The organism is Cystobacter fuscus, assembly GCF_044360685.1.
In the GTDB taxonomy this organism is placed as follows: Bacteria; Myxococcota; Myxococcia; order Myxococcales; family Myxococcaceae; genus Cystobacter; species Cystobacter fuscus_C.
The window spans coordinates 10,746,604-10,764,436 of record NZ_CP043491.1 but is presented as its reverse complement, the minus strand read 5'-3'; the positions used below and the strand labels follow the sequence as shown (position 1 = coordinate 10,764,436).

17 protein-coding genes and 1 pseudogene are annotated in these 17,833 nt (G+C 66.9%); 7 read left to right on the top strand and 11 right to left on the bottom strand.

The features are described from left to right. Window positions 1-61: 61 nt before the first annotated feature. Together F0U63_RS44030 and F0U63_RS44025 are read right to left on the bottom strand one after the other, a co-directional pair. A complete protein-coding gene (locus F0U63_RS44030; protein ID WP_395840527.1) occupies window positions 62-532 on the bottom strand; it encodes an NUDIX hydrolase in 471 nt (156 codons plus the stop codon). After that, window positions 529-1,962, bottom strand: a complete 1,434-nt coding sequence (locus F0U63_RS44025) for a DUF2380 domain-containing protein (RefSeq protein ID WP_395840525.1) — start codon at window positions 1,960-1,962, stop codon at window positions 529-531. The genes F0U63_RS44030 and F0U63_RS44025 overlap by 4 nt, the downstream gene beginning before the upstream one ends. A gap of 391 nt (window positions 1,963-2,353) precedes the next feature. On the opposite strand from F0U63_RS44025, the gene F0U63_RS44020 reads away from it, so the two are divergent. Beyond that, window positions 2,354-3,172: a helix-turn-helix transcriptional regulator gene (locus F0U63_RS44020; RefSeq protein ID WP_395840523.1), complete on the top strand. Its 819-nt coding sequence runs from the start codon at window positions 2,354-2,356 to the stop codon at window positions 3,170-3,172. Between the two features lie 66 nt (window positions 3,173-3,238). Next, window positions 3,239-3,601 carry a DUF3703 domain-containing protein gene (locus F0U63_RS44015; protein WP_395840520.1) on the top strand — a complete coding sequence of 121 codons (363 nt, stop codon included), beginning with the start codon at window positions 3,239-3,241 and terminating at the stop codon, window positions 3,599-3,601. Between the two features lie 131 nt (window positions 3,602-3,732). Here F0U63_RS44015 and F0U63_RS44010 read toward each other — a convergent pair whose 3' ends face one another. Then, complete coding sequence (locus tag F0U63_RS44010; protein WP_395840518.1) at window positions 3,733-4,500, bottom strand: protein kinase; 768 nt, start codon at window positions 4,498-4,500, stop codon at window positions 3,733-3,735. An 86-nt stretch (window positions 4,501-4,586) separates the two neighbouring features. Here F0U63_RS44010 and F0U63_RS44005 point away from each other — a divergent pair, with 86 nt between their 5' ends. The 3 genes from F0U63_RS44005 to F0U63_RS43995 all read left to right on the top strand — a co-directional run bounded on the left by F0U63_RS44005 (window position 4,587) and on the right by F0U63_RS43995 (window position 6,247). Further along, entirely contained in the window at window positions 4,587-5,003 is a 417-nt protein-coding gene (locus tag F0U63_RS44005) for a hypothetical protein (protein WP_395840515.1), read from the top strand. Further along, window positions 4,985-5,542: an imm11 family protein gene (locus tag F0U63_RS44000; RefSeq protein ID WP_395840513.1), complete on the top strand. Its 558-nt coding sequence runs from the start codon at window positions 4,985-4,987 to the stop codon at window positions 5,540-5,542. Before F0U63_RS44005 ends, F0U63_RS44000 begins: the two co-directional genes overlap by 19 nt. A 183-nt stretch (window positions 5,543-5,725) precedes the next feature. Beyond that, entirely contained in the window at window positions 5,726-6,247 is a 522-nt protein-coding gene (locus tag F0U63_RS43995; protein ID WP_395840511.1) for a hypothetical protein, read from the top strand. A 270-nt stretch (window positions 6,248-6,517) separates the two neighbouring features. On the opposite strand, the gene F0U63_RS43990 is transcribed toward F0U63_RS43995, so the two are convergent. From F0U63_RS43990 to lepB, 6 genes and pseudogenes are all read right to left on the bottom strand, one after another. Further along, a complete protein-coding gene (locus tag F0U63_RS43990; RefSeq protein ID WP_395840509.1) occupies window positions 6,518-6,808 on the bottom strand; it encodes a hypothetical protein in 291 nt (96 codons plus the stop codon). A gap of 1 nt (window position 6,809) precedes the next feature. Next, window positions 6,810-9,029, bottom strand: coding sequence for a hypothetical protein (locus F0U63_RS43985; protein WP_395840507.1), 2,220 nt, complete (start codon window positions 9,027-9,029; stop codon window positions 6,810-6,812). Between the two features lie 162 nt (window positions 9,030-9,191). Then, window positions 9,192-9,335 (bottom strand): annotated as a pseudogene (locus tag F0U63_RS43980) (transposase); the annotation flags it as partial. A 42-nt stretch (window positions 9,336-9,377) separates the two neighbouring features. Continuing rightward, window positions 9,378-9,998, bottom strand: coding sequence for a hypothetical protein (locus tag F0U63_RS43975; RefSeq protein WP_395840505.1), 621 nt, complete (start codon window positions 9,996-9,998; stop codon window positions 9,378-9,380). A 9-nt stretch (window positions 9,999-10,007) separates the two neighbouring features. After that, on the bottom strand, window positions 10,008-10,949 hold the full coding sequence (locus tag F0U63_RS43970; protein WP_395840503.1) for a nucleotidyltransferase domain-containing protein: 942 nt from the start codon (window positions 10,947-10,949) through the stop codon (window positions 10,008-10,010). Window positions 10,950-11,069: 120 nt separating this feature from the next. Beyond that, the gene (lepB, locus tag F0U63_RS43965) at window positions 11,070-11,918 is read right to left on the bottom strand and encodes a signal peptidase I (RefSeq protein ID WP_395840501.1); all 849 of its coding nucleotides are present in this window, start codon (window positions 11,916-11,918) and stop codon (window positions 11,070-11,072) included. Between the two features lie 30 nt (window positions 11,919-11,948). Between lepB and F0U63_RS43960 the strand changes: the two genes are divergently transcribed. Next, on the top strand, window positions 11,949-12,092 hold the full coding sequence (locus tag F0U63_RS43960) for a hypothetical protein (RefSeq protein ID WP_395840499.1): 144 nt from the start codon (window positions 11,949-11,951) through the stop codon (window positions 12,090-12,092). A gap of 357 nt (window positions 12,093-12,449) precedes the next feature. On the opposite strand, the gene F0U63_RS43955 is transcribed toward F0U63_RS43960, so the two are convergent. Then, window positions 12,450-13,685, bottom strand: coding sequence for an MBOAT family O-acyltransferase (locus tag F0U63_RS43955; protein ID WP_395840496.1), 1,236 nt, complete (start codon window positions 13,683-13,685; stop codon window positions 12,450-12,452). A 1-nt stretch (window position 13,686) separates the two neighbouring features. Then, window positions 13,687-16,434 (bottom strand): GDSL-type esterase/lipase family protein, encoded by a 2,748-nt coding sequence (locus F0U63_RS43950; protein WP_395840494.1) that lies wholly within the window; start codon window positions 16,432-16,434, stop codon window positions 13,687-13,689. A gap of 107 nt (window positions 16,435-16,541) precedes the next feature. On the opposite strand from F0U63_RS43950, the gene F0U63_RS43945 reads away from it, so the two are divergent. Further along, on the top strand, window positions 16,542-17,606 hold the full coding sequence (locus F0U63_RS43945) for a mannose-1-phosphate guanylyltransferase (RefSeq protein WP_395840491.1): 1,065 nt from the start codon (window positions 16,542-16,544) through the stop codon (window positions 17,604-17,606). Window positions 17,607-17,833: the final 227 nt, after the last annotated feature.

The following is a 17,833-nucleotide window of genomic DNA, read 5'->3' as shown; positions in this document are numbered from 1 at the left end:
CTGTGGCTTCGGCTCTGCTCCCGCTTGGGGGAGTCCAGCGGGTGAGGTCCACAGGGGAGGATCAAACTTCCTTGTCGGGCAGGAGCGTGAGCAGCAGCTCGTCGTCGGGGCCGAGCGGGCGCCACCCGGGCGACGGTGGCGTAGCAAGGAGCGCATCGCCGGCCTTCGTGACGCGCTCCTCGTGAGTTTCAGGGGTGTACGCGGACCATCGGCCGAGTGCCTCGGCAACTTTGAAACGGTTGGCGTCGTCCAGCACTACCGGCCAACCCTCGGGGACGCTCTGGGTCCACAGGCGCACGAATACATCGCGGACAAAGCGTGTGACCTGCTTACGTCGCTCCGCCTCGGCGAGCAGCCCGCGCAGCACCTGCACCCCAGCAACATCGTCCTTGCCCAGTTCCTTGGCCAGCAAATGCAGTGGCATGGTGGGGCGCGCATCCGCGAAGGCGGTGAGCGAATCGTAACCCCGCTCGCGGACCCGCTCGTACAGGCGTGCCACCCAGTTGCCCTGAAAAGGATGTCCGTCGCTCATGGCCCTCTCCACGGGATGAAATTCATCGGGATGAAGTAGTCCTCCATCGCCTTCGCGACGATGTTCAGGATCTCATTTCGCGTCAACATCCGGCCAGCTCTGGCCTCGGCCTTGTCCAGCGTCTTCATGATCATCCGGTTCCATTCACCGGGCCATGTGCGCCCCAGCTTCCAGTCGCCGCCACCGTGAATGGCCTCGTGGTGCGCCTGCTCCAGCCTGACGCAGAACTGGTCGATCTCCATCTCGCCGGTGAAGCCGCGCTTCTCGAACCACTCGCGGAACTCCTTGGGCAGGACGTGGTGTCGGGGGGGCTCGGCCATACCGGCCCCCGCTTTGCCCGTCACGCGCATGCCCCGCACCTCGGGCCCATCGCCGAGCGCCTCGCGCACGCCCTTGGGCAGTTCGCCGTGCGCCTCGGCCATCATCACATGGCCGGCTTGAATCCGCACGGCGGCGGTGACAGCAGGCACGGAGAGGACGCCCGCTCGCACCAACTGGCGCATCATCTCCACCCACTCGGCGGAGACGATGAGCCGTGTGCCCATCATCACGCCGTTGGTGCTCACCATGAAGCCCACGCCGAGAGTGGCGGGACCGGCTCGCGGCAGCAGCCGGGGCAGGGAGAACCTCAGCGCCGACAGCGTGGTGAGGGCCTCCATGGCATCCTTCAGTGCCAGCGCCTTCTGGAGGACTTCCGCCCCCTTGCGTATGGCCTCACGGAGTGCGGCGAACTCGCCGGTGAGGTGGCCGACCAGGGCGGGGACGTCTTGCGCCGCGGCCTCCACCTGCTCCGGCTCCAACGAGGAGAGCGCCGTCATGGTGGGCTCGAGCATCTTCTGGATGCGGTCCATCTTCACGAACAGCGTCTCCACTCCAAGGAGGTGCCGGGAGAGCGCGGCGTCGGTGAGGTGGAGGAAGTCAACCCAGACGGCCAGGAGAATGGAGCCCATCATGGCGGCTTCCAGCCGTGGGCCGGCCAGACGCAGCAGGGCGAGCCGCATGTCCGAGTCCTCCACCTCCGAGGCGGCAGTGGCCAGCCGGGTGGTGGCGGCGAGCTCGGCGTCAATCCACCGCCGTTGACGTTCTCCATATTCGACGTAGCGGACGAAGATGCCGCTGCCTGCGCCGGCGATGCCCAGGTGGCTGGCCTTGAGCCTGGAGAGTTCGCTGGAGACGCGGCGCGAGGAGGTGGAGACCTCGTCCACGGCACCGAGAAACGCCACATGGGTTGAGAGGGTGCTCAGCCACGCATTCCCCTCCACCCGGCCAGGACCCGCCGCCGTCACGGCCTCCCGCGAGTCCCGGCGCCGGTGCTGCCGCTCCGCACTGTCGGGCCTGGTCTGGGAGGATCGGGTGAGCGGAGACGCCTCGCCCGATCCTCCGGCCAGCGCGGTCTCCGTGGCCTCGCGCGGCGTGTAGTGCAGGCTCATCCCCCGGCCAGGCGTTGGCCTCCTCGGCGATGCACAGGCGTTGGACAGCATGGCCAGGGCGAGCAATAGCCCCGTTCCCCTTGTCCCTGGTAGCTCAGCGCGCATGGTCCACCCCCAGGCCCACGGAAGCGAAGGCCCCCGGGCTCAATGCGCCAGCGCCTTCCGAAAACAAGAGTGTGCCACCCGTGCCCATCATGTACAGGCCTTCCCCTTGGGGAACCGCCAGCGCACCTCCGCCGCACCCGAGATGGGTGTCAGACGACTCGTAGGTACGACTCGGGGGGCGTGAGGTAGTGCAACGAGTTCTTTGACACCTCCTCGGACCTCCTCGGAGCGGAGGAGCCGAGGAGGGCCGCTGACGGGGGCCGCCCGAGCAGTGAGCCTCGAGAAGATGTCAAACACCTCCGCCCAGATGCGCTACAAAGGCAGCGTGGCCGCGAATCCCAAGTGGAGAGGGCATCTCTTCTTCGGGACCGGGCGCCTGCTCTACGCGGGACCCCTGGGCGAGACGCGGCTGCATGCCCACCACAGCTTTCAGTTGGTGCTCTCGCTCGGGGAGCCGGTCGCGCTAGGGGACTGCCACCAGCGGGTCAAGGAGTGCGAGGCGGCCGTCATCCCGCCGGATGTGGGGCACGCGGTGCTCGGTGCGGCCAGTGCCGCGGTGCTGTTGCATGTCTCCCCGGATGACCTCGTCGGGCGGAGCCTCCGGACGCTCGGTCTGGCCAGGGACTCGGTAGCCGACTGGCAGCGGGCGGGTGAGCGTCTCGTGGCGCTTGCCCCACGAGCGCTGCCACGGCACTGGCACGAGGCCGAGGCGCTCGCGCGGGCGATGACGCTCGCGCTCCAGGTGGACGTGGCGGACCCACGACCCGCTCATCCGGCGGTGAAGCGACTGCTGCGCCTCCTGCCAGGGATGCTCGCGGACGACGTGCGCCTCGAGGTGCTCGCCGCCCGGGTGGGGCTCTCCGCCAGCCGGCTCTCCCATCTCTTCGGCGCCGAGGTGGGCCTCCCGCTCCGGCCCTACATCCTGTGGCTGAGGCTTCTCCGCGCCGCCGAGTCCCTGAGGCATGGCTCGACTCTCACCGACGCGGCGCACGTGGCGGGCTTCACCGACAGTGCCCATCTGAGCCACGTCTTTCGCCGCATGTTCGGGCTGTCTCCCTCGGAGGTTGCCGGCGTGGTCGGGTGGGTCCTCCCCCCGGCGGAATAGCGAGTTCTTACAAGCGCGTGCTTCCCCCCTCGCGAGAAGGTGACGTGGTCACGGAGGAGGAAAATCATGCCGATGCAGTCGAAGCTGCGTGCCGCGTTCGAGGCCGAGTTGCGCCAGGCGGTCGAGGCGGAGCGGGAGGGTGGGTTGCCGCGTGCCTGGCGTCACCTTGAGCGGGCCCACATCTTGAGCCAGGCGTATGCCGGGCCCCATGTCTGGGTGCATTGCCTCATGTTCGCCTTCGGGTGGCGGCGCGGAGATGGGCGCGAGCTGCTCGGACAGCTCGCGAGAGTCCTGGTGGCCGGGCCTGGCTCGTTGCTCGGCCGGGCACCACTCGGCAACACGGGAGGCGCCAACGTGGGCATTCTCACCCCCATGCCGATTCCCGAGGACCTGCGAGTCCTTCTCGTGGGCGCCAATGAACTCGAGTGACACGAATTGTCGCTCGGGCACGTGCGATAGCCCCCGCACATCCGTCACCCCTCCGCAGGTGTCAGACGACTCGTAGGGAGCGTCTCACCCCTTGCCGGAGAGCGCGAACGGCTCGGCGGTGGGACGCGGTGTCAGGGCTCGAGCGAGCGTGGCTCCGGCTTTTTGGCGCGCACGGGCATGTAACACTTGCCCTCGTATTCGGCGGTGCCCTTGGGGCAGGGTGCATCGTGCTTTCCCTGGTGCCAGCAGGCGCCCCGGATTTCCACGTAGGCCTCACTGCCGCAAGGAGGTTTCAGCTGCCCGGGAAACGGGTCCTTGGGCATGGGGTAGCCAATGGCGGAATCGACGTCTGCCTGGTCGGCCCAGAAGGTGGGCTCGGCGGGCGTGGGCTCGGTCGTGTCCGCTCCCCGCACCGGAGAACCGAGGCCGCGGGGCCAGAGCACCACGGCCACCAGCACCAGCACTCCCGCGACGAGTGCACCCGTCCCCACGTGCCGACAGCCCGGGACCCGTGTTGTGTGTCTCTCGCTGGGCGGGGGCGTGGGCATTTGGGTGAACGCGGTGTTCGCATCCTCCCGGTCCTCCACGGCGGCCATGGCCCCCGCGAGCCGGATGAATCCCAGGTCCACATCGGAGAGGGCGTCGGCGTCGGCCGGAGGAGGACGCTCCAACTCCGTGGCGAGGAAGGGAGGAGACACCTGGGAGGTGACTCGCGCGGTCCAGTCGCTGCGAGGTGCCCAGGTGTCTTCGGGCTTCGGCACGAGCACCAGCGCGGGGCGGCCGGTGTCCACGTGGTGGGCCGCGTAGACCTGGCCGCCGGGCTCATCGAGCTCCTGGTAGCGCGTGTCGAGGAGATACGGCCCGAGTCTTCCACCCGTCCGGTCGTGGCTGTTGCCCATGTGAGAGCCCTCTCAAGAGGTGATGCGGCGCAGCCTACTGCGGACGTCACGTCGGGTGGAAGTGGGACGGAGACCACGGTGCCGCCATGACGGCAAACGGTGGCGATGGCTCCGAGCCCCGCTGTGCGGGTACGCTCGCGAACGCCGAGGAGGCCGGAATGTTGGCGAAGGCAATCGGGACATGGCTCGCGGTGGCCGCGTTTCTCCTCGGGGCAAGCCCCGCCTACGGCGACACGAGCGCGGAGATCGCCATGCGCTTGGCCCATGCGAAGGCGGCATTGACGGCGACCCGTGGCCAACTCACGCCGGAGCAGTGGGCCCTGCTCAGCGACAAGCTCGCGGGCGCGGAGAAGGCCCTGGCGGACTACGACCATCTCGTCGCGCGGACAGGACGGACACTGGCCACTGCCGGAGTGCTCGACTCCTGGAACAAGGCTGAACCAGTGGATGACGACGCCAGCGGCAAGATAGGAACACCCAGCGAATGCGCTACTTCCAGTTGATGGACGATGTGAATGTCCCTGGTGGATGGATACTGGGAACCCCGACCGATGAGCGGACGGGCCAGCCTCTGAGTGGCGTATTTCTCGCGGGTCATCCACTTCGCGTTAGCGGGCCTGTTCGAGTTCCCTTCCTACAGCCCGGAAGAGCGCTCGATTTCTCCCTGGCGGATACAGCGCTGGTCGTCCACAAGAAGGTGGCCTCGGTCCTGGCCGAGCTGGCGCCAGCCGATGTCCAGCTCATCCCGGCGAATGTTGAGACACAGCCCGAGCCATATTGCCTCTTGAATGTGCTGAGCATCGTGAAGTGCATCGATGATGCCGCTTGCGAAGAGGTCAATTACTGGACGCCCGAAGACGGAGTTCCAGAGAAGACCGGGCGATACTTTTCCGTGTACGGCTTGAGAATCACTCCCACACAGGTCGGAGGTGCCCGTATCTTCCGTCCCTGGGGATGGGAGATTGCCCTCATCGTCTCGGAAAGCATCAAGGAGGCGATGCAACGACTGGGCGTGACGGGTGCCCGGTTCGAGGAGGTTTGAATCACCCAGGCGGGGAACCTGTGTCAGGGGATTTGAGCAGGGCGGGGACAGGGGCGGGCTGCGCGCCCACCGACGCTCGGCGGAACAAGGGGGGACGAGGTGGTGGTCGCCGCCAACAAGCTGGAAGAGTGGTTTGGATAGGTTGGTGCAAAACATCTTGAAGATGAAGAAGAGGTGGAAGTAATGGCCGATCACGCCGACACAACCGCCAGGCGCATCATGGCCGTCGATTGGGAGAGTTCGTACGAGAAGACCCGTTCCCGGGTGACCCTGGTGTTCGAGTACCTGCGCCGCGCTGCCTGGTGGGCCCCGGCTGTGAAAGCACAGCAATGGCCCTTCTTCGACATTGCCGAGGTGATCAACCCGAAGATACGGGCCAGCCCGGCCGTGGTTCGGCGAGTGGAGGCTGACCTTGCCGCCAAGTCGCAAGGCGAGTTGGTGGTACGCACCTGCATGCGGGCACTGAACTTCGCCACGCTGCTGGATGCGGGCACGAAGCTGCCGCAGGTGCCGAGCTCGGCGGCGGAGCCCTTCGAGCCGCTGCTGGTGATGTTCGAGCGTGGCGGCGGCTTTCGACTCGAAGGGGGGAGGTTCATCGAGGTCGACCTCAAGGGCGTACCGGTTGGCACCAGCGAATCGAATCGTGCCGATAAACCGGTGGTGGCGTTGACCTCTGCCGCGCTCGATGCCTTGGACGCGCGTTGACGGCAATCGGTCGGGGGAGGCGGGCCCGAGATGGGTGTCAGACGACTCGTAGGTACGACTGAGGGGGGGAGATAGTGCAACGAGTTCTTTGACACCTCCTCGGGCACGCAGGACTGCGCGCGCCGGACGGAGCGAAGCGACGGAACGCTCGACCTGACCTTCTCGACGCGACCCACCGGTCGGCCGGTAAGCGCTCGCTTTCGGCGTGACTGAACAAGCCAGCTCTGGCGCTCGCACTCCATTCAGCGAGCTTCGCCGGGCCCCTGAGACTCACGGCGCGATGAGCGCCTCCAACTCCTTGATCATAGCAGCTGGCGAACATACGGCTTGCTGATCGAGAAACGAGACGTGGAGTCGGTCGCCACGGTGCTCGAACTGCAACTCCTGGACGCCATAGCTGTTCTCTTGGCGCAGCTCCGCGAGCAGCTCTCGGATTTCGTCTCGACCCAGCCAGCCAAGCTCAAGACCCTGCAGAACGCACGGCCAACACTTGAGGACTTCCTTGTCAATGGGGAGTCGACGTTCCGCTCGCGCGAGGAGAGTGCTGTCGGGATTTGGCATCTCAGTAGTCCTTTGGTGCAACAGCCGGCCAGTTCATATCGTACTTGGGCGCGTGCGATCTAATAATCTTCGTCCCGTTGGACGCCTCTATATACCAACCTTCGATTTCGAGGGTTCGGGGAGGATTTCCTACCTTTACCTGCGCCTTGAAATAGCCATTTACAGGAACCACTTGGCCCGCCTTGATCGTGTTTCCAGGTGGGCTCCACGAGGTGCCGGGATTCTTCTGGACGGCAGCTTCCAGTGCGGCCTCTCCAGCCGCGTCGATCTGCGTGAGGGTAAGATCCTTCGGATAGATGGTCTTGTCTTCGAGGCCGGAGACCGGCTTTTTCGTCTTGGGGTGGATCCCAGAACGACGGAGCTTGATGCGTCGCACGCCCGTCACCGGATCCTGGATGACATGTTCGACATTGAAGCCATCTCGTTTGCATACCTTCAGGACCCCTTCCCAGCTGTGGAGACCATTGCCATCCCACTTCTGGTGATAGGGCGATTGAGGGTCGAGCTTGATGTCACCCTCATGGACGTGTTTCCTCCACTTGGCCCTTTCCGCAGCAATCTCCGTGGCTTGCTTCGCAGCGGCGTCCTTGGCCTTCTCGGCGGCGGCCTCTTCGTCGGCCTTCTTGACGGGGGCCTCCTCGTTGGCCTTCGGTGATTTCGACGACGAGCCGCCGTTCTTCTCAGCCTGCATTTTCACTGCGTCCGCCGCGCCGAGCGGACCGCTTGCTCCGGGCGGAACAATGGCCACCCCAGTGATGGGCCGCGCAGTCCCAACCACGACCCTGGTGCCATTGGGAGCGATTGCCACGGCCATCGCGGAGGGGGGCGGTAGCGAGTTCCCGAGCTTGACCGCCTTGTTCCAATTCCCCTTGACGCCCATGTACGACAGGGCCGCCAGTGCGATCGCCTGTAACATCTTGAGAAACTCTTCGCTCGCGAGAGCGATGTCCTCGGCTTTGCCGCCCGCATGAATCGCAAGGCGGAGCCACTCCGCCCCATACTCGGCCGCCGTGACGAGCCCCTCGGCCAGGGCCGCCGCTCCGAGCGCAGCCAACACGAGCTGGATGCCAATGGCGACGAGCTGGCCAATGAGCGTCGGAGTCGCGGCAAGGAGCGCCGACACGCCCTCCGCCAGGAGGAACAACGCAATGACGCCGAGGATTTGATCGAGGTTCTCGCGGATGACTTTTGCGTCCTCGCGAAGAATCTTGTCAATGTACTTCGGAGAGTCAGTGATGCTCTTGAGGACGTCCACCACGGACTGGGCGGCCCGCTTGATGCCCCTCTCGATCGCCGCGGCGAGTTCCTTGAGATCGGCGACCATCCCGCCGGTCAACGAGCCCGAGGGCACGACGCCCTCGAGTGTCTTGGCGAAAGCGGGGCTCACCAGCCAGATCCGCTCTTTCTTGATGAGCTTGATATTGCTTCTGGTGTCGCCGAAGACGATGTCGAAATAACTCGGGTCGCGGTAGGTGCCGGTGATGCCCGGCCGTTTCTTCAGCTGGTTCACGTACAGCAGGACGTTCTCGTAGAAGTGCAGATCGTGGCCCTTGCGAACCGAACTGGAGAACATCTTGACCGCGAGCCCCTCGGCCGTGTCCCCCTCCTCGAGCTGGTGCAACCTGGCGGTCGGCTCGGGCAGATCGACGTTGACGCGGAAGCCCTGGACGTAGCCCCGGAAGATGCCGTCCTTCGCATACGCGGTCACGTACCACCATTCTGGCTTGTCGGGATGAGGCCCGCTCACGAACACGGGGGTCGCGGGTGGCAGAGGCTTCGTCCGCACCAACTGGCCGCCCAGTTCCCACGGCCCAGTGCGAATATTGCTGCCGTCGTCACTATCGATGAAGCCAGGTTTGTTGATGGGAGCCGTGCGCTTGCCCTTATCTGCAGCGCGGACGACGACCTCTCCCAAGACGGCGAAGGGGTACTTGACCTCGGATGCAAGGAGGTCTCCATATAGGAAGGCTTTGTCGAGAGCGGTCTTCAGGGTGGAGACCTGGACAGCGGTCTTCTTGGAAACCTTCACGGCGTTCCCCGGAAGAGCGGCGTAGATCTTCTCGAGGATCTCGCGTTCTTTCTTGTTCTCGGCCCAGAAGCCCAGCCTGTCCTTGATGGCCGACGGGGAGGCACGCGGGTATCCGGCCAGCAGTGCCCTGTCTCTCGCGAGGACGACGATGTAGTCGGAGAAGTCTCCAGTCAGCGTCCAGAATTGAGACATGCTCTGCCCCCAGGTCAATCCGTCGTCATCAACGTTCGAGCCGGACGTCCCACCTGCCTGCCGGTGCGAACTCACCGAGGCGTCGGCTCGGCGTAACCGTCGGACCTCCCAGGGCGGGAGACTACCACTTCCACCCTGAACGGCCTAGGGCGTGTCCGCAAATTAGAGCCAGAGCCGGATTGAGGCGATGTGCACCATCGCCAGGTAGTTGGCGGCGCGCTTCTCGTAGCGCGTCGCCAACCGCCGGTTTTGCTTCAAGCGATTGAATAGGCACTCAACGCGGCAGCGCTTGCGATAGGCGGCGCGCCGAGATGGGTGTTGTCCTGACGCTCGAGCCGAAAACCTGCTCTAGCGTACCGCTGGCGTCGAGAGTGCCTGGGCCTGCTGGAAGTCATGGGCCAACGAGTCCGACACCCGTTCGAATCTCATCTCGCCGTGGGTATTGCGGTCGGTCCAATACATGCCGGACAGCGACTTTCCCTCGATACGCAGTCTGAGCCCACCGTGATGGATGGGACTGCGACTACGCACGGACAACTTGGGCTCGTTGCTGTAGATGCCAGCCAGGGTGTACTGCTCGTCGGCATCTCGCATGATGGTCGCAGTGAGGGTGATGGATTGGGATTCGTGCGTGAACATCCGGACGTGAAGGGTCGAGTACGTCTGCCGGATGACGACATACGCCTCGATAGGAGGCACTTTCTGCGTGGTCTCGGGGTTCACCCAGTTCGAGGCGAGTGTCCCCTTCCAGGTTCCCTTCAGCCGAGGACGGTCCACGAGTTGGTTGATCCCCGGCAGAGACCAGAGCCACCGGTCGAAGGCCATCAATCCCACGGAGAGCACGCTGACGACCCCAGAGAGGGGGGCGAAGAAAGAGCGGGGTATCACCCAGCCGTTGGCGCTCAGCAGGAGGGCCCAGGAACCCGCCGCGAAGCAGATCATCAGGGTGAGAGCGAAGCGGTTGATCATCAGCGACTCCTACGTCTTGAAGCCCACGTAGTTCCAGGCCCGCGCCAGGAACGTGTTGGCATCCGTCCGGGTCCAAGGCTGGCCCGGACCAAAGAGCGGCTTCATCCCGCTGACCTCGACAAGTGAGGCGCCCTGCGCATCATCCCGCGTCCTGCTCCAGCACTCGAGGATGACCGCCTTCACGTCCTCATAGTAACTGCCCTCGACACGGTTGAAGCACGCATCGGTGGCATTGAAGGCGAGACACTCGAGCAGGAAGGATGGCGCGGCGTTCGCCTCCGCCTTGACCTCGGACGAGCCCTGCTCCTTCATCTCATCGCGCAACCGCTTGAGGATACGGGTCATGCGTTTGAAACGCCGCCGTGTCGCATCGTTGCGCGCGACTCCTCGCTCGTAGTGCTGCTGGTGCCAATTGATGATCCTGCGCGAGGAGTCATACGCCGGGCGCATCTCCACCCCACGGTGGAAAACCCATTGCCCGTCACGATTCTTCTCGCCCGTGTACCGCCGGTGCTCCAGGAAGACCGCCACATCGGCGTCCATCCGGTTGGTGTTCTCACGGATGTTGAAGGCCTTGGGGCCCGCAGTGACATTGCTCACTCCGAAAACGGCTCGAAGGGCCTTGCCCACATCCTCGCGGAAGGGGGCGAAGCCATAGACGACTCCGCCCTCCTTGATGCCCAGCGTCTGAAAGGTCGGCCCGCTTTGCGGCAGATCGTAGAAGGCCGCATCCTTGAGCACGACAGCCACGTCGATATCGCCACCCAGGCGGGTGTTCGTGTTGTTGCGGTAGGAACCCGTGGCGTAGACGTCGATGTTCTTCACCGCGAGTACTTCACTGCCGCGGATGGCCTTGCGGATCATCTCCGCCGCATGGCTTCCCTTGGCCTCCTCCGTCTCGCTCGGTGGCTTCGCCCACGTCTTGAATGTCTCGTGCCAGTCCTTCGCCATGTGGTGCCCCCCGGTGATCATCCCGCTGGAAGCAGCAAGCTACCGCAAGTCCCATCCGCTCGCACTCCCCAGGCGTATTGCTCCGCACCACGAACGGTGCAGGTGGGGAGGCGCGCCGGGTCAGCGCACCTTGGTGCCGAGCCGCGCCCAACGAATTCCTTCTCCTGGTGTCCACGAGAAGTGGATGAAGCGCACCGCGCCCACCACGTTCTCCACCGGCAGTGGCCCCCAGAAGCGGGAGTCCCAGGAGTTGTCCCGGTTGTCCCCGAGCAGGAAGACGTGTCCCTCGGGCACCACGCACCCCGTCTCGCGTGTCTCCATGCCCTCCGGGCACCCGTCGCTCGTGGGGAAGTCCATGGAGTCCATGCAAGAGGACTCCTCGCCGGAGGGGCGGCTGTCCACCGTCTGGCCGTCGATGGAGAGACATCCGCAGCGCACCTCCACCGCCTCACCCGCCAACGCCACCGCGCGCATGACGTAGCGCTGCCCGAACTGCTCAGGATGCTGGAAGACGATGACCTCGCCTCGCTCCAGCGGCCGGCCCCACGGACTCGCCACCCGCTTGTCCGTATAGAACTGGTCTCCCGGGAGGAGCGTGGGCTGCATCGAGGCGGAGGGCATGGTGAAGGGCTCGGCCAGCCACCTGCGGGAGGCGCTCGCCACGATGCCGGACCCCATCCAGAAGCCCACCAGGGTCAGCAGCACCCGCCACAGCCGCGGTACGCCCGCCTCCGGCGGAGGCAGCCTCGCCACGTCCACCGCCGCGCCGAGGATTACCCCCAGCCCAAGCATCAGCCCGGCGAAGCCCGTGAGTGGCAGCGAGGCCTGCGCCAACAACAAGGCTCCCAGCCACACGAGCCCTCGCCGCCAGCGGCCCCACAGCACGTGGCCACAGCCTGGGGTGATGCTGAGCAGCACCGCCAGCAAGCGGCGCCAACGAGAGACAGGGGGCGAGGAGAGCGTCGTCATGGGGAGTGGGGAGCGGCTCCGAAGCGGGTCATGAACAGGTACTTCCAGCAGCAGATGCTCGATGCTCACCCCCACGGGGTGAAGTCAAAGGACTTCGCCCATGTGCCCGGACCCACGGAGGAGAACCACATCGGCGAGCTGACTGGAACCTGGATCGCGCTGCGGATAGCCTGAAGACTCAAGGACTCCGTGTGAGGTCGCACTCCCCCCCGATATTCCTGGAGCCTGGGATGTTCATCCGCTTCGTCATCAACAGACTCGATCCGGATTCAGGCCGACGTCAGGGAATACTGCAAGCCTTGAGGGAACTCAGGGACGATGACCTTCTACTGCCCGAGGAACAGGAGGTGTGCGATGAAGTCTTTGCCTGGCTTTTCGACAATCTGGACAGACCCGACATGTTCTCCCGCTCGCGGAAGCGTCATGCGGCGAATGTCGCGTTGAGCTGGTTCAAGCCGACGGCGAGAGAGCACATCGCGCGCATGCATGTGCTGGCCAGGGTCCTGGAGGCGCATGGGCTCCAGGTGGACGTCATCGAGGAACGACGGCCCGGGTACATCGTCCATGAGGACGAATATCAGGTCGTCGCCGAGCCCTTTCGGGAGACGCGCACGATACAAGTATCTCGTAGCACCTTTTTAATCCGCTCAACTCACGTGGCACACCGCCAGTATCACCCTGCTCACGTTGGCATTTCAAATAGCGAGCTTGGCCAGCATTCGGTTCCTTCGGCTTTTGGCACTCCATCGCCCGTGCGCCAGGCCAGATGGCGAAGCGCCAGTCCGCCCCGTGCCACAGGCCTCCGAGCCCCATCACCACCATGAGGTTGAAGAGCGCCCGCGGCTTGGACACCCGGTTGCCGCCCAGCGGCCGGTACAGGTAGTCGCGCAGCCACGTGGACAGGCTGATGTGCCAGCGGCTCCAGAACTCGAACAGGTTCGTCGCCAGGTACGGCCGGTTGAAGTTCTCCTCGAACTTGAAGCCGAAGAGCGCCGCCGTCCCAATCGCGATGTCCGAGTACGCCGAGAAGTCGAAATACAGCTCGAAGCTGTAGGCCACCGCCGCCACGAAGCACTCGGCCGAGGTGTACGCGTCCGGCGTGGCGAACACCGGATCCACCAGCCCACTGCCCAGCACGTCCGCGATTACCAGCTTCTTGGCCAGTCCCACCGCGATCCGGTACAGCCCCTGGCCCCCTTGCTCCGCCGTCAGCGAGGGCACGTCGTCGAAGCGCTCGATGAGGTGCGAGGCGCGCACGATCGGCCCCGCCACCAGGTGCGGGAAGAAGAGCAGGTAGAGCAGGTGCTCGAAGTACGTGCGCTCCTTCGGAATCTCGCCCCGGTAATGGTCGATGACGTAGCTGAGCGCCTGGAAGGTGAAGAAGGACAGTCCCACCGGCAACAGCAGCCCGAAGGGCTCGGCGCGCACCGCCATGCCCAGCGGTGCGAGCAGCACCCGCGCGCTCTCGCGGAACAGGTCCGCGTACTTGAACGTGCACAGCACCCCGAGCGTGCTGACGATGGACAGCGTGAGCAGCGCGCGGCGCGGCCCCTGCGACTCGAAGCGCCGGAAGCCCTTGATGCACAGGTGGTTGATGGCCGTGGCCCCCGCGAAGAGCAGCAGCGGCCACGGCGTCCACATGGAATAGAAGAGGACGCTCGCCCCCATCAACACGCCGAGCCGCGCCCACTTGTGGCGGTGCACCGCCCAGTACAGGGCGAAGGTGGCGGTGAGGAAGAAGAGGAACTGGAGGCTGTGGAAGTACACGTCAGCGGCCCTCCACCGCGAGCGCCGGGGGCTGGGCCTTGAAGGACTCGTAGGCCGCGAGCAGATCGTTCAGGAACAGGCCCGCGAGCTTCTCCTCGCCCTCGGGCGTCAAACGGCTTCCGTCGGTGTGGCCCAGGCCCTCGGCCTGCCAGCGCGCCATGCCGCCCTTGCCCATGGCGGCCCGCGCGGACCAGTACGCGCAGCCCTGCTCGCGCGCCACCTCGGGCAGCACCGTCACCACCGTGGCCAGCCCCGGCGCGTCCTCCCATGTCCCGTCCGGCCGCAGCTCCTGCCGGTCCGGCGCGCCGAGCACGAGGCACTCGGCCCCACCCGCGTCCTTCTTGAGCCGGGCGATGAGCGCGCCGTAGTCCGCCCGCAGCGCCTGGGCATCCACGTCCTTGCGCCCGCTCTCGTTCTGGCCATACGTGAAGACGAGCAGGCGCGGCTGGCGCGAGGAGAGCTGCGCGGCGAGCGCCTGGGGCTCGAGGCCCGCCAGGGTGGTGGCGGTGGCCTCCGGCAGCTCCACGGCCTCATAGCCGATGCCCGGCTGCTCCAGGTCCAACGCCGCGCCCAGCACCGTGAGGCTTCCCCCGCCCGTGTTGCGCGCCACCACCTCGTGCGCGGTGCCGGACACGGGGAAGGAGCGCACGCGCACCGTGGGGGTGGTGAAGGGCTCGGGCGGCGGCGGCTCGGGCGGCACGGCGGCGCCATCCACCGTCACCTCCAGGCCTCCGGTACCGGGTCCATCCAGCGTGTACAGCGACAGGCGCGCGGGCGGCGTGGTGGCCGTGGGGCAGCCCTCGCAGAAGCGGATGCGCGAGGCCGCCTGGGGCGCTCCCACCGCGCGCACGCCCCCGAGGCCAAAGGCCTGTCCGGGCGCGGCGGCCTTCAGCGCGTCCTCCATCGTCCAGTCACCCGTCAGCTCGCGCGTCACGCCCACGGCGGCGAGCCCCTCCGAGGCCGGGCCCGCGGAGATGAAGCCCCGGCCCGCGTCGCCGAAGCGCTTCGTCAGCGCGCCGCGCACGGCCTCCGTGAAGGGCCTCGTGTCCGTGGGCGCGGCGCCGAACTGGAGGATGCCCACGCGCGAGCCCTCGCCCTTCTCCAGCGCGAGCAGGTGCTTGAAGGTGGCCGCGAGGGCCTTGTCCGCGTGCTGGAGTCCGGGCGGGTCCACCAGGGCCACGCGGGGCGGGGCGCTCGCGGCATAGGCACGCTGGATCGCCAGGTCGAAGAGGTGCCCGAGCAGGTTCGAGCCCTTGGCGCGCGGATGGATGAGGTCCTCGTTGAGCAGGCCCGCGGACAGCCAGCGGATGGCGGAGCCCTCGTCGCCCATGGCGCTGAGCGCGTCCCAGTAGGCACAGCCGCCGTCCCGGGCCACCTCGCGGAAGACGTCCGCCACGGCGCGCGAGCCCCGGCGCGGCACCAGCTCGCCGCCCATCGTGCGCACCGCCGCGTCGATGGGAGACCAGACCAGGCACGCGGCGTCCGGCGCGGACTCGCGCACGCGCTTCACCAGCTGCTCGGCCTCTTGCTTGATCTCCTCGAGGTTCGTCCACTCGCGCGACAGGCGGAAGGCCTCGTTGCCGCCGAACATGAGCACCACCAGCGACGGCTTGCGCTGGCGCATCTGCGAGCGGAAGTAGGGCGGGTGCGTGCGCAGGAAGACGCCCGCGTAGGCGCCCGGCAACCCCAGGGTGTCGTACACCACGCCCGGGGTGCCGTTCTCCAGCGACACGCCATGCAGCTCCACCTTGCCGCGCGTCTTGAGCGTGAGCGTCCTGGCGCCCTCGGGCAGCTTCACCCGGGCCGAGGCGACCTCCGCCGGGCTCCAGCGCGTCTGCACGCGTTGCAGCGGCTTGCCATCCACGAACACCTGCACGGAGCCGCCGCCGGGTTGGGCGAGGAAGAAGATCTCCGCGGTGCGCGCGTCCTCGACGGAGAAGCGCACGTCCTGGGCCCCCGCGTTCGCGGCGAAGGCCACGCCCGTCATGGGCAGGCGATCCTTCGGTGGGGCACGGTCGATGATGCGGGTGAACTCCCAGCCCGCGGAGGCCTGGCCCGCGCGCGTGCCCCGGCCCGAGCGCGTGGGGCGATCGATGTAGAGAAAGCCCTTGCCCCCCGAGCCATGGCGCTCCTGCAGGCGATCTCGCGCCACGTCGGTGATGTGGTCGGAGGCGATGAGCGAGTCGCCCAGGTGCTCCACGCGCACGGGCACGGTGCGGCGGCCCTCGTCCAGCGCGCGCAATGCCTGGAAGAAGGGGGCCAGTCCGCTCTCCTCGCACCCCGAGGGCCCCTGGCGCCGGCAGCCGGGCTCCAGGTCCACGTGCCGCGCCTCCATCTTCTCGCGCAGGGCCTCCAGGCGCAGGGCGTCCTCGCGCGTGGCGGCGCCCAGGCCCGACAGTCCCAGCGAGTCCGCCTCGGCCTGGGCCACGGGGGCCACGGGCTCGAGCGGGACGCCCGCGTCGGTGCTCCCGGCCGAGGCCAGCTCGGGCTCGTCCTCCTCGGGGAGGAGGGGCACCTCGGGCGTGTTGCGCTCCGCGTCGGGCTCCACGCCCACGGCCTTGCGCTTGGAGGCGGCGCTCGACGTGGTGACGAGCGCCACCAACTGCGGCACCACCGGTCCCCGCGCGAGGCTGGGGATGGGACGCCATGCCTCCGGCACCGGGGCGAGCGACAGCCCCACCGCGAGTGCCAGTGTGAGGGCGAGCGTCAACCCGACCGATGTGTGCTTGGACTCCAACGCGGGCGACATGAGACTGGCTTTTGGCCCCCGGGTCAAAACTCCTGCCCGAACTCGTTGGGTAACCAGACAGTCGAGCCCCTGGCGGGCGGCGGACGAGGCGCTATGTTGCGCCGCCCATGGCAATCCATCCCGTCATCATGGCCGGTGGTTCCGGCACTCGTTTCTGGCCCTTGTCGCGCAAGGCCCGTCCCAAGCAGTTCCTCCCGCTCGCCTCGAAGAACCCGCTGATCGCCGACACCGTCTCCCGGCTCAAGGGCCTGGCCTCGGTGAAGGACACGCTCATCGTCTGCGGTCCCTCGCACGCGAAGCAGGCGGCCAGGCTCGTGAAGGGGTTGCCCAAGAAGAACCTCCTTGTGGAGCCGGTGGCGCGCAACACCGCGCCGGCCATCGCGCTGGCGGCCCTGGCCGTGGCGGCGAAGGACCCCGAGGGCATCCTCGTGGTGCTGCCCTCGGACCACCACGTGGCGGACACCAAGGGCTTCCAGAAGGTCCTCACCGAGGCGGCGCGCGTGGCGGCCGGCGGGCACCTCGTCACGCTGGGCATCACGCCGCAGCGGCCGGAGACGGGCTACGGCTACATCCAGGTGGGCGAGGCGCTCCCGGGGGGCGGCCGTCAGGTGAAGGCCTTCCGCGAGAAGCCGGACCCCGAGACGGCGCGGCGCTACGTGGACTCGGGCGAGTACGTGTGGAACGCGGGCATCTTCGTCTTCCGCGCGGACGCCATCCTCGCCGCCTTCGACGAGCACATGCCGGAGATGCGCAAGGGCCTGGACGCGCTGCGCAAGACGGTGGGCAAGCGCACCTTCCCGGCCACGCTCAAGCGCGTCTTCCCCAAGCTGCCCTCGGTCTCCATCGACTACGGGGTGATGGAGAAGGCGAAGAACCTCGCGGTGCTGCCGGGCGACTTCGGCTGGTCCGACGTGGGCTCCTTCTCGGCCATCCCCGAGGTGCGCCCCGCGGACGAGCACGGCAACGTCGTCTCCGGCCCCGAGGCGGTGGTGGTGGACTGCAAGGGCTGCGTGGTGCTCGCCGACAAGCGGCCGCTCGCGGTGGTGGGCCTCACCGACATGGTCGTCGTGGACTCGGGCGACGCGGTGCTCGTCGTCCCCAAGGACAAGAGCCAGGACGTGCGCAAGGTGGTCGAGGCCCTCAAGGCCCGCAAGCGCGACAAGTTCCTCTGAACTCCCCCGAGCGCCTGGCTACCCCGGGTGCTCCGTTTTTTTCAGGGCCGGATTTGTAGGAATGACGGGGCCGGTTCACCGTCCGTCCGCCATTTCGCCTGCTTTCGGGACTTGCCGTGTTCGCTTCCGCCCACGGTAAGGGTGCACGGAGGTTGCAATGCTTCCGTGTCACGCGACCCGCCAGACGGGCGCGGCCGGGGGCGGCGATGGGTTGTGAACACTGTCTG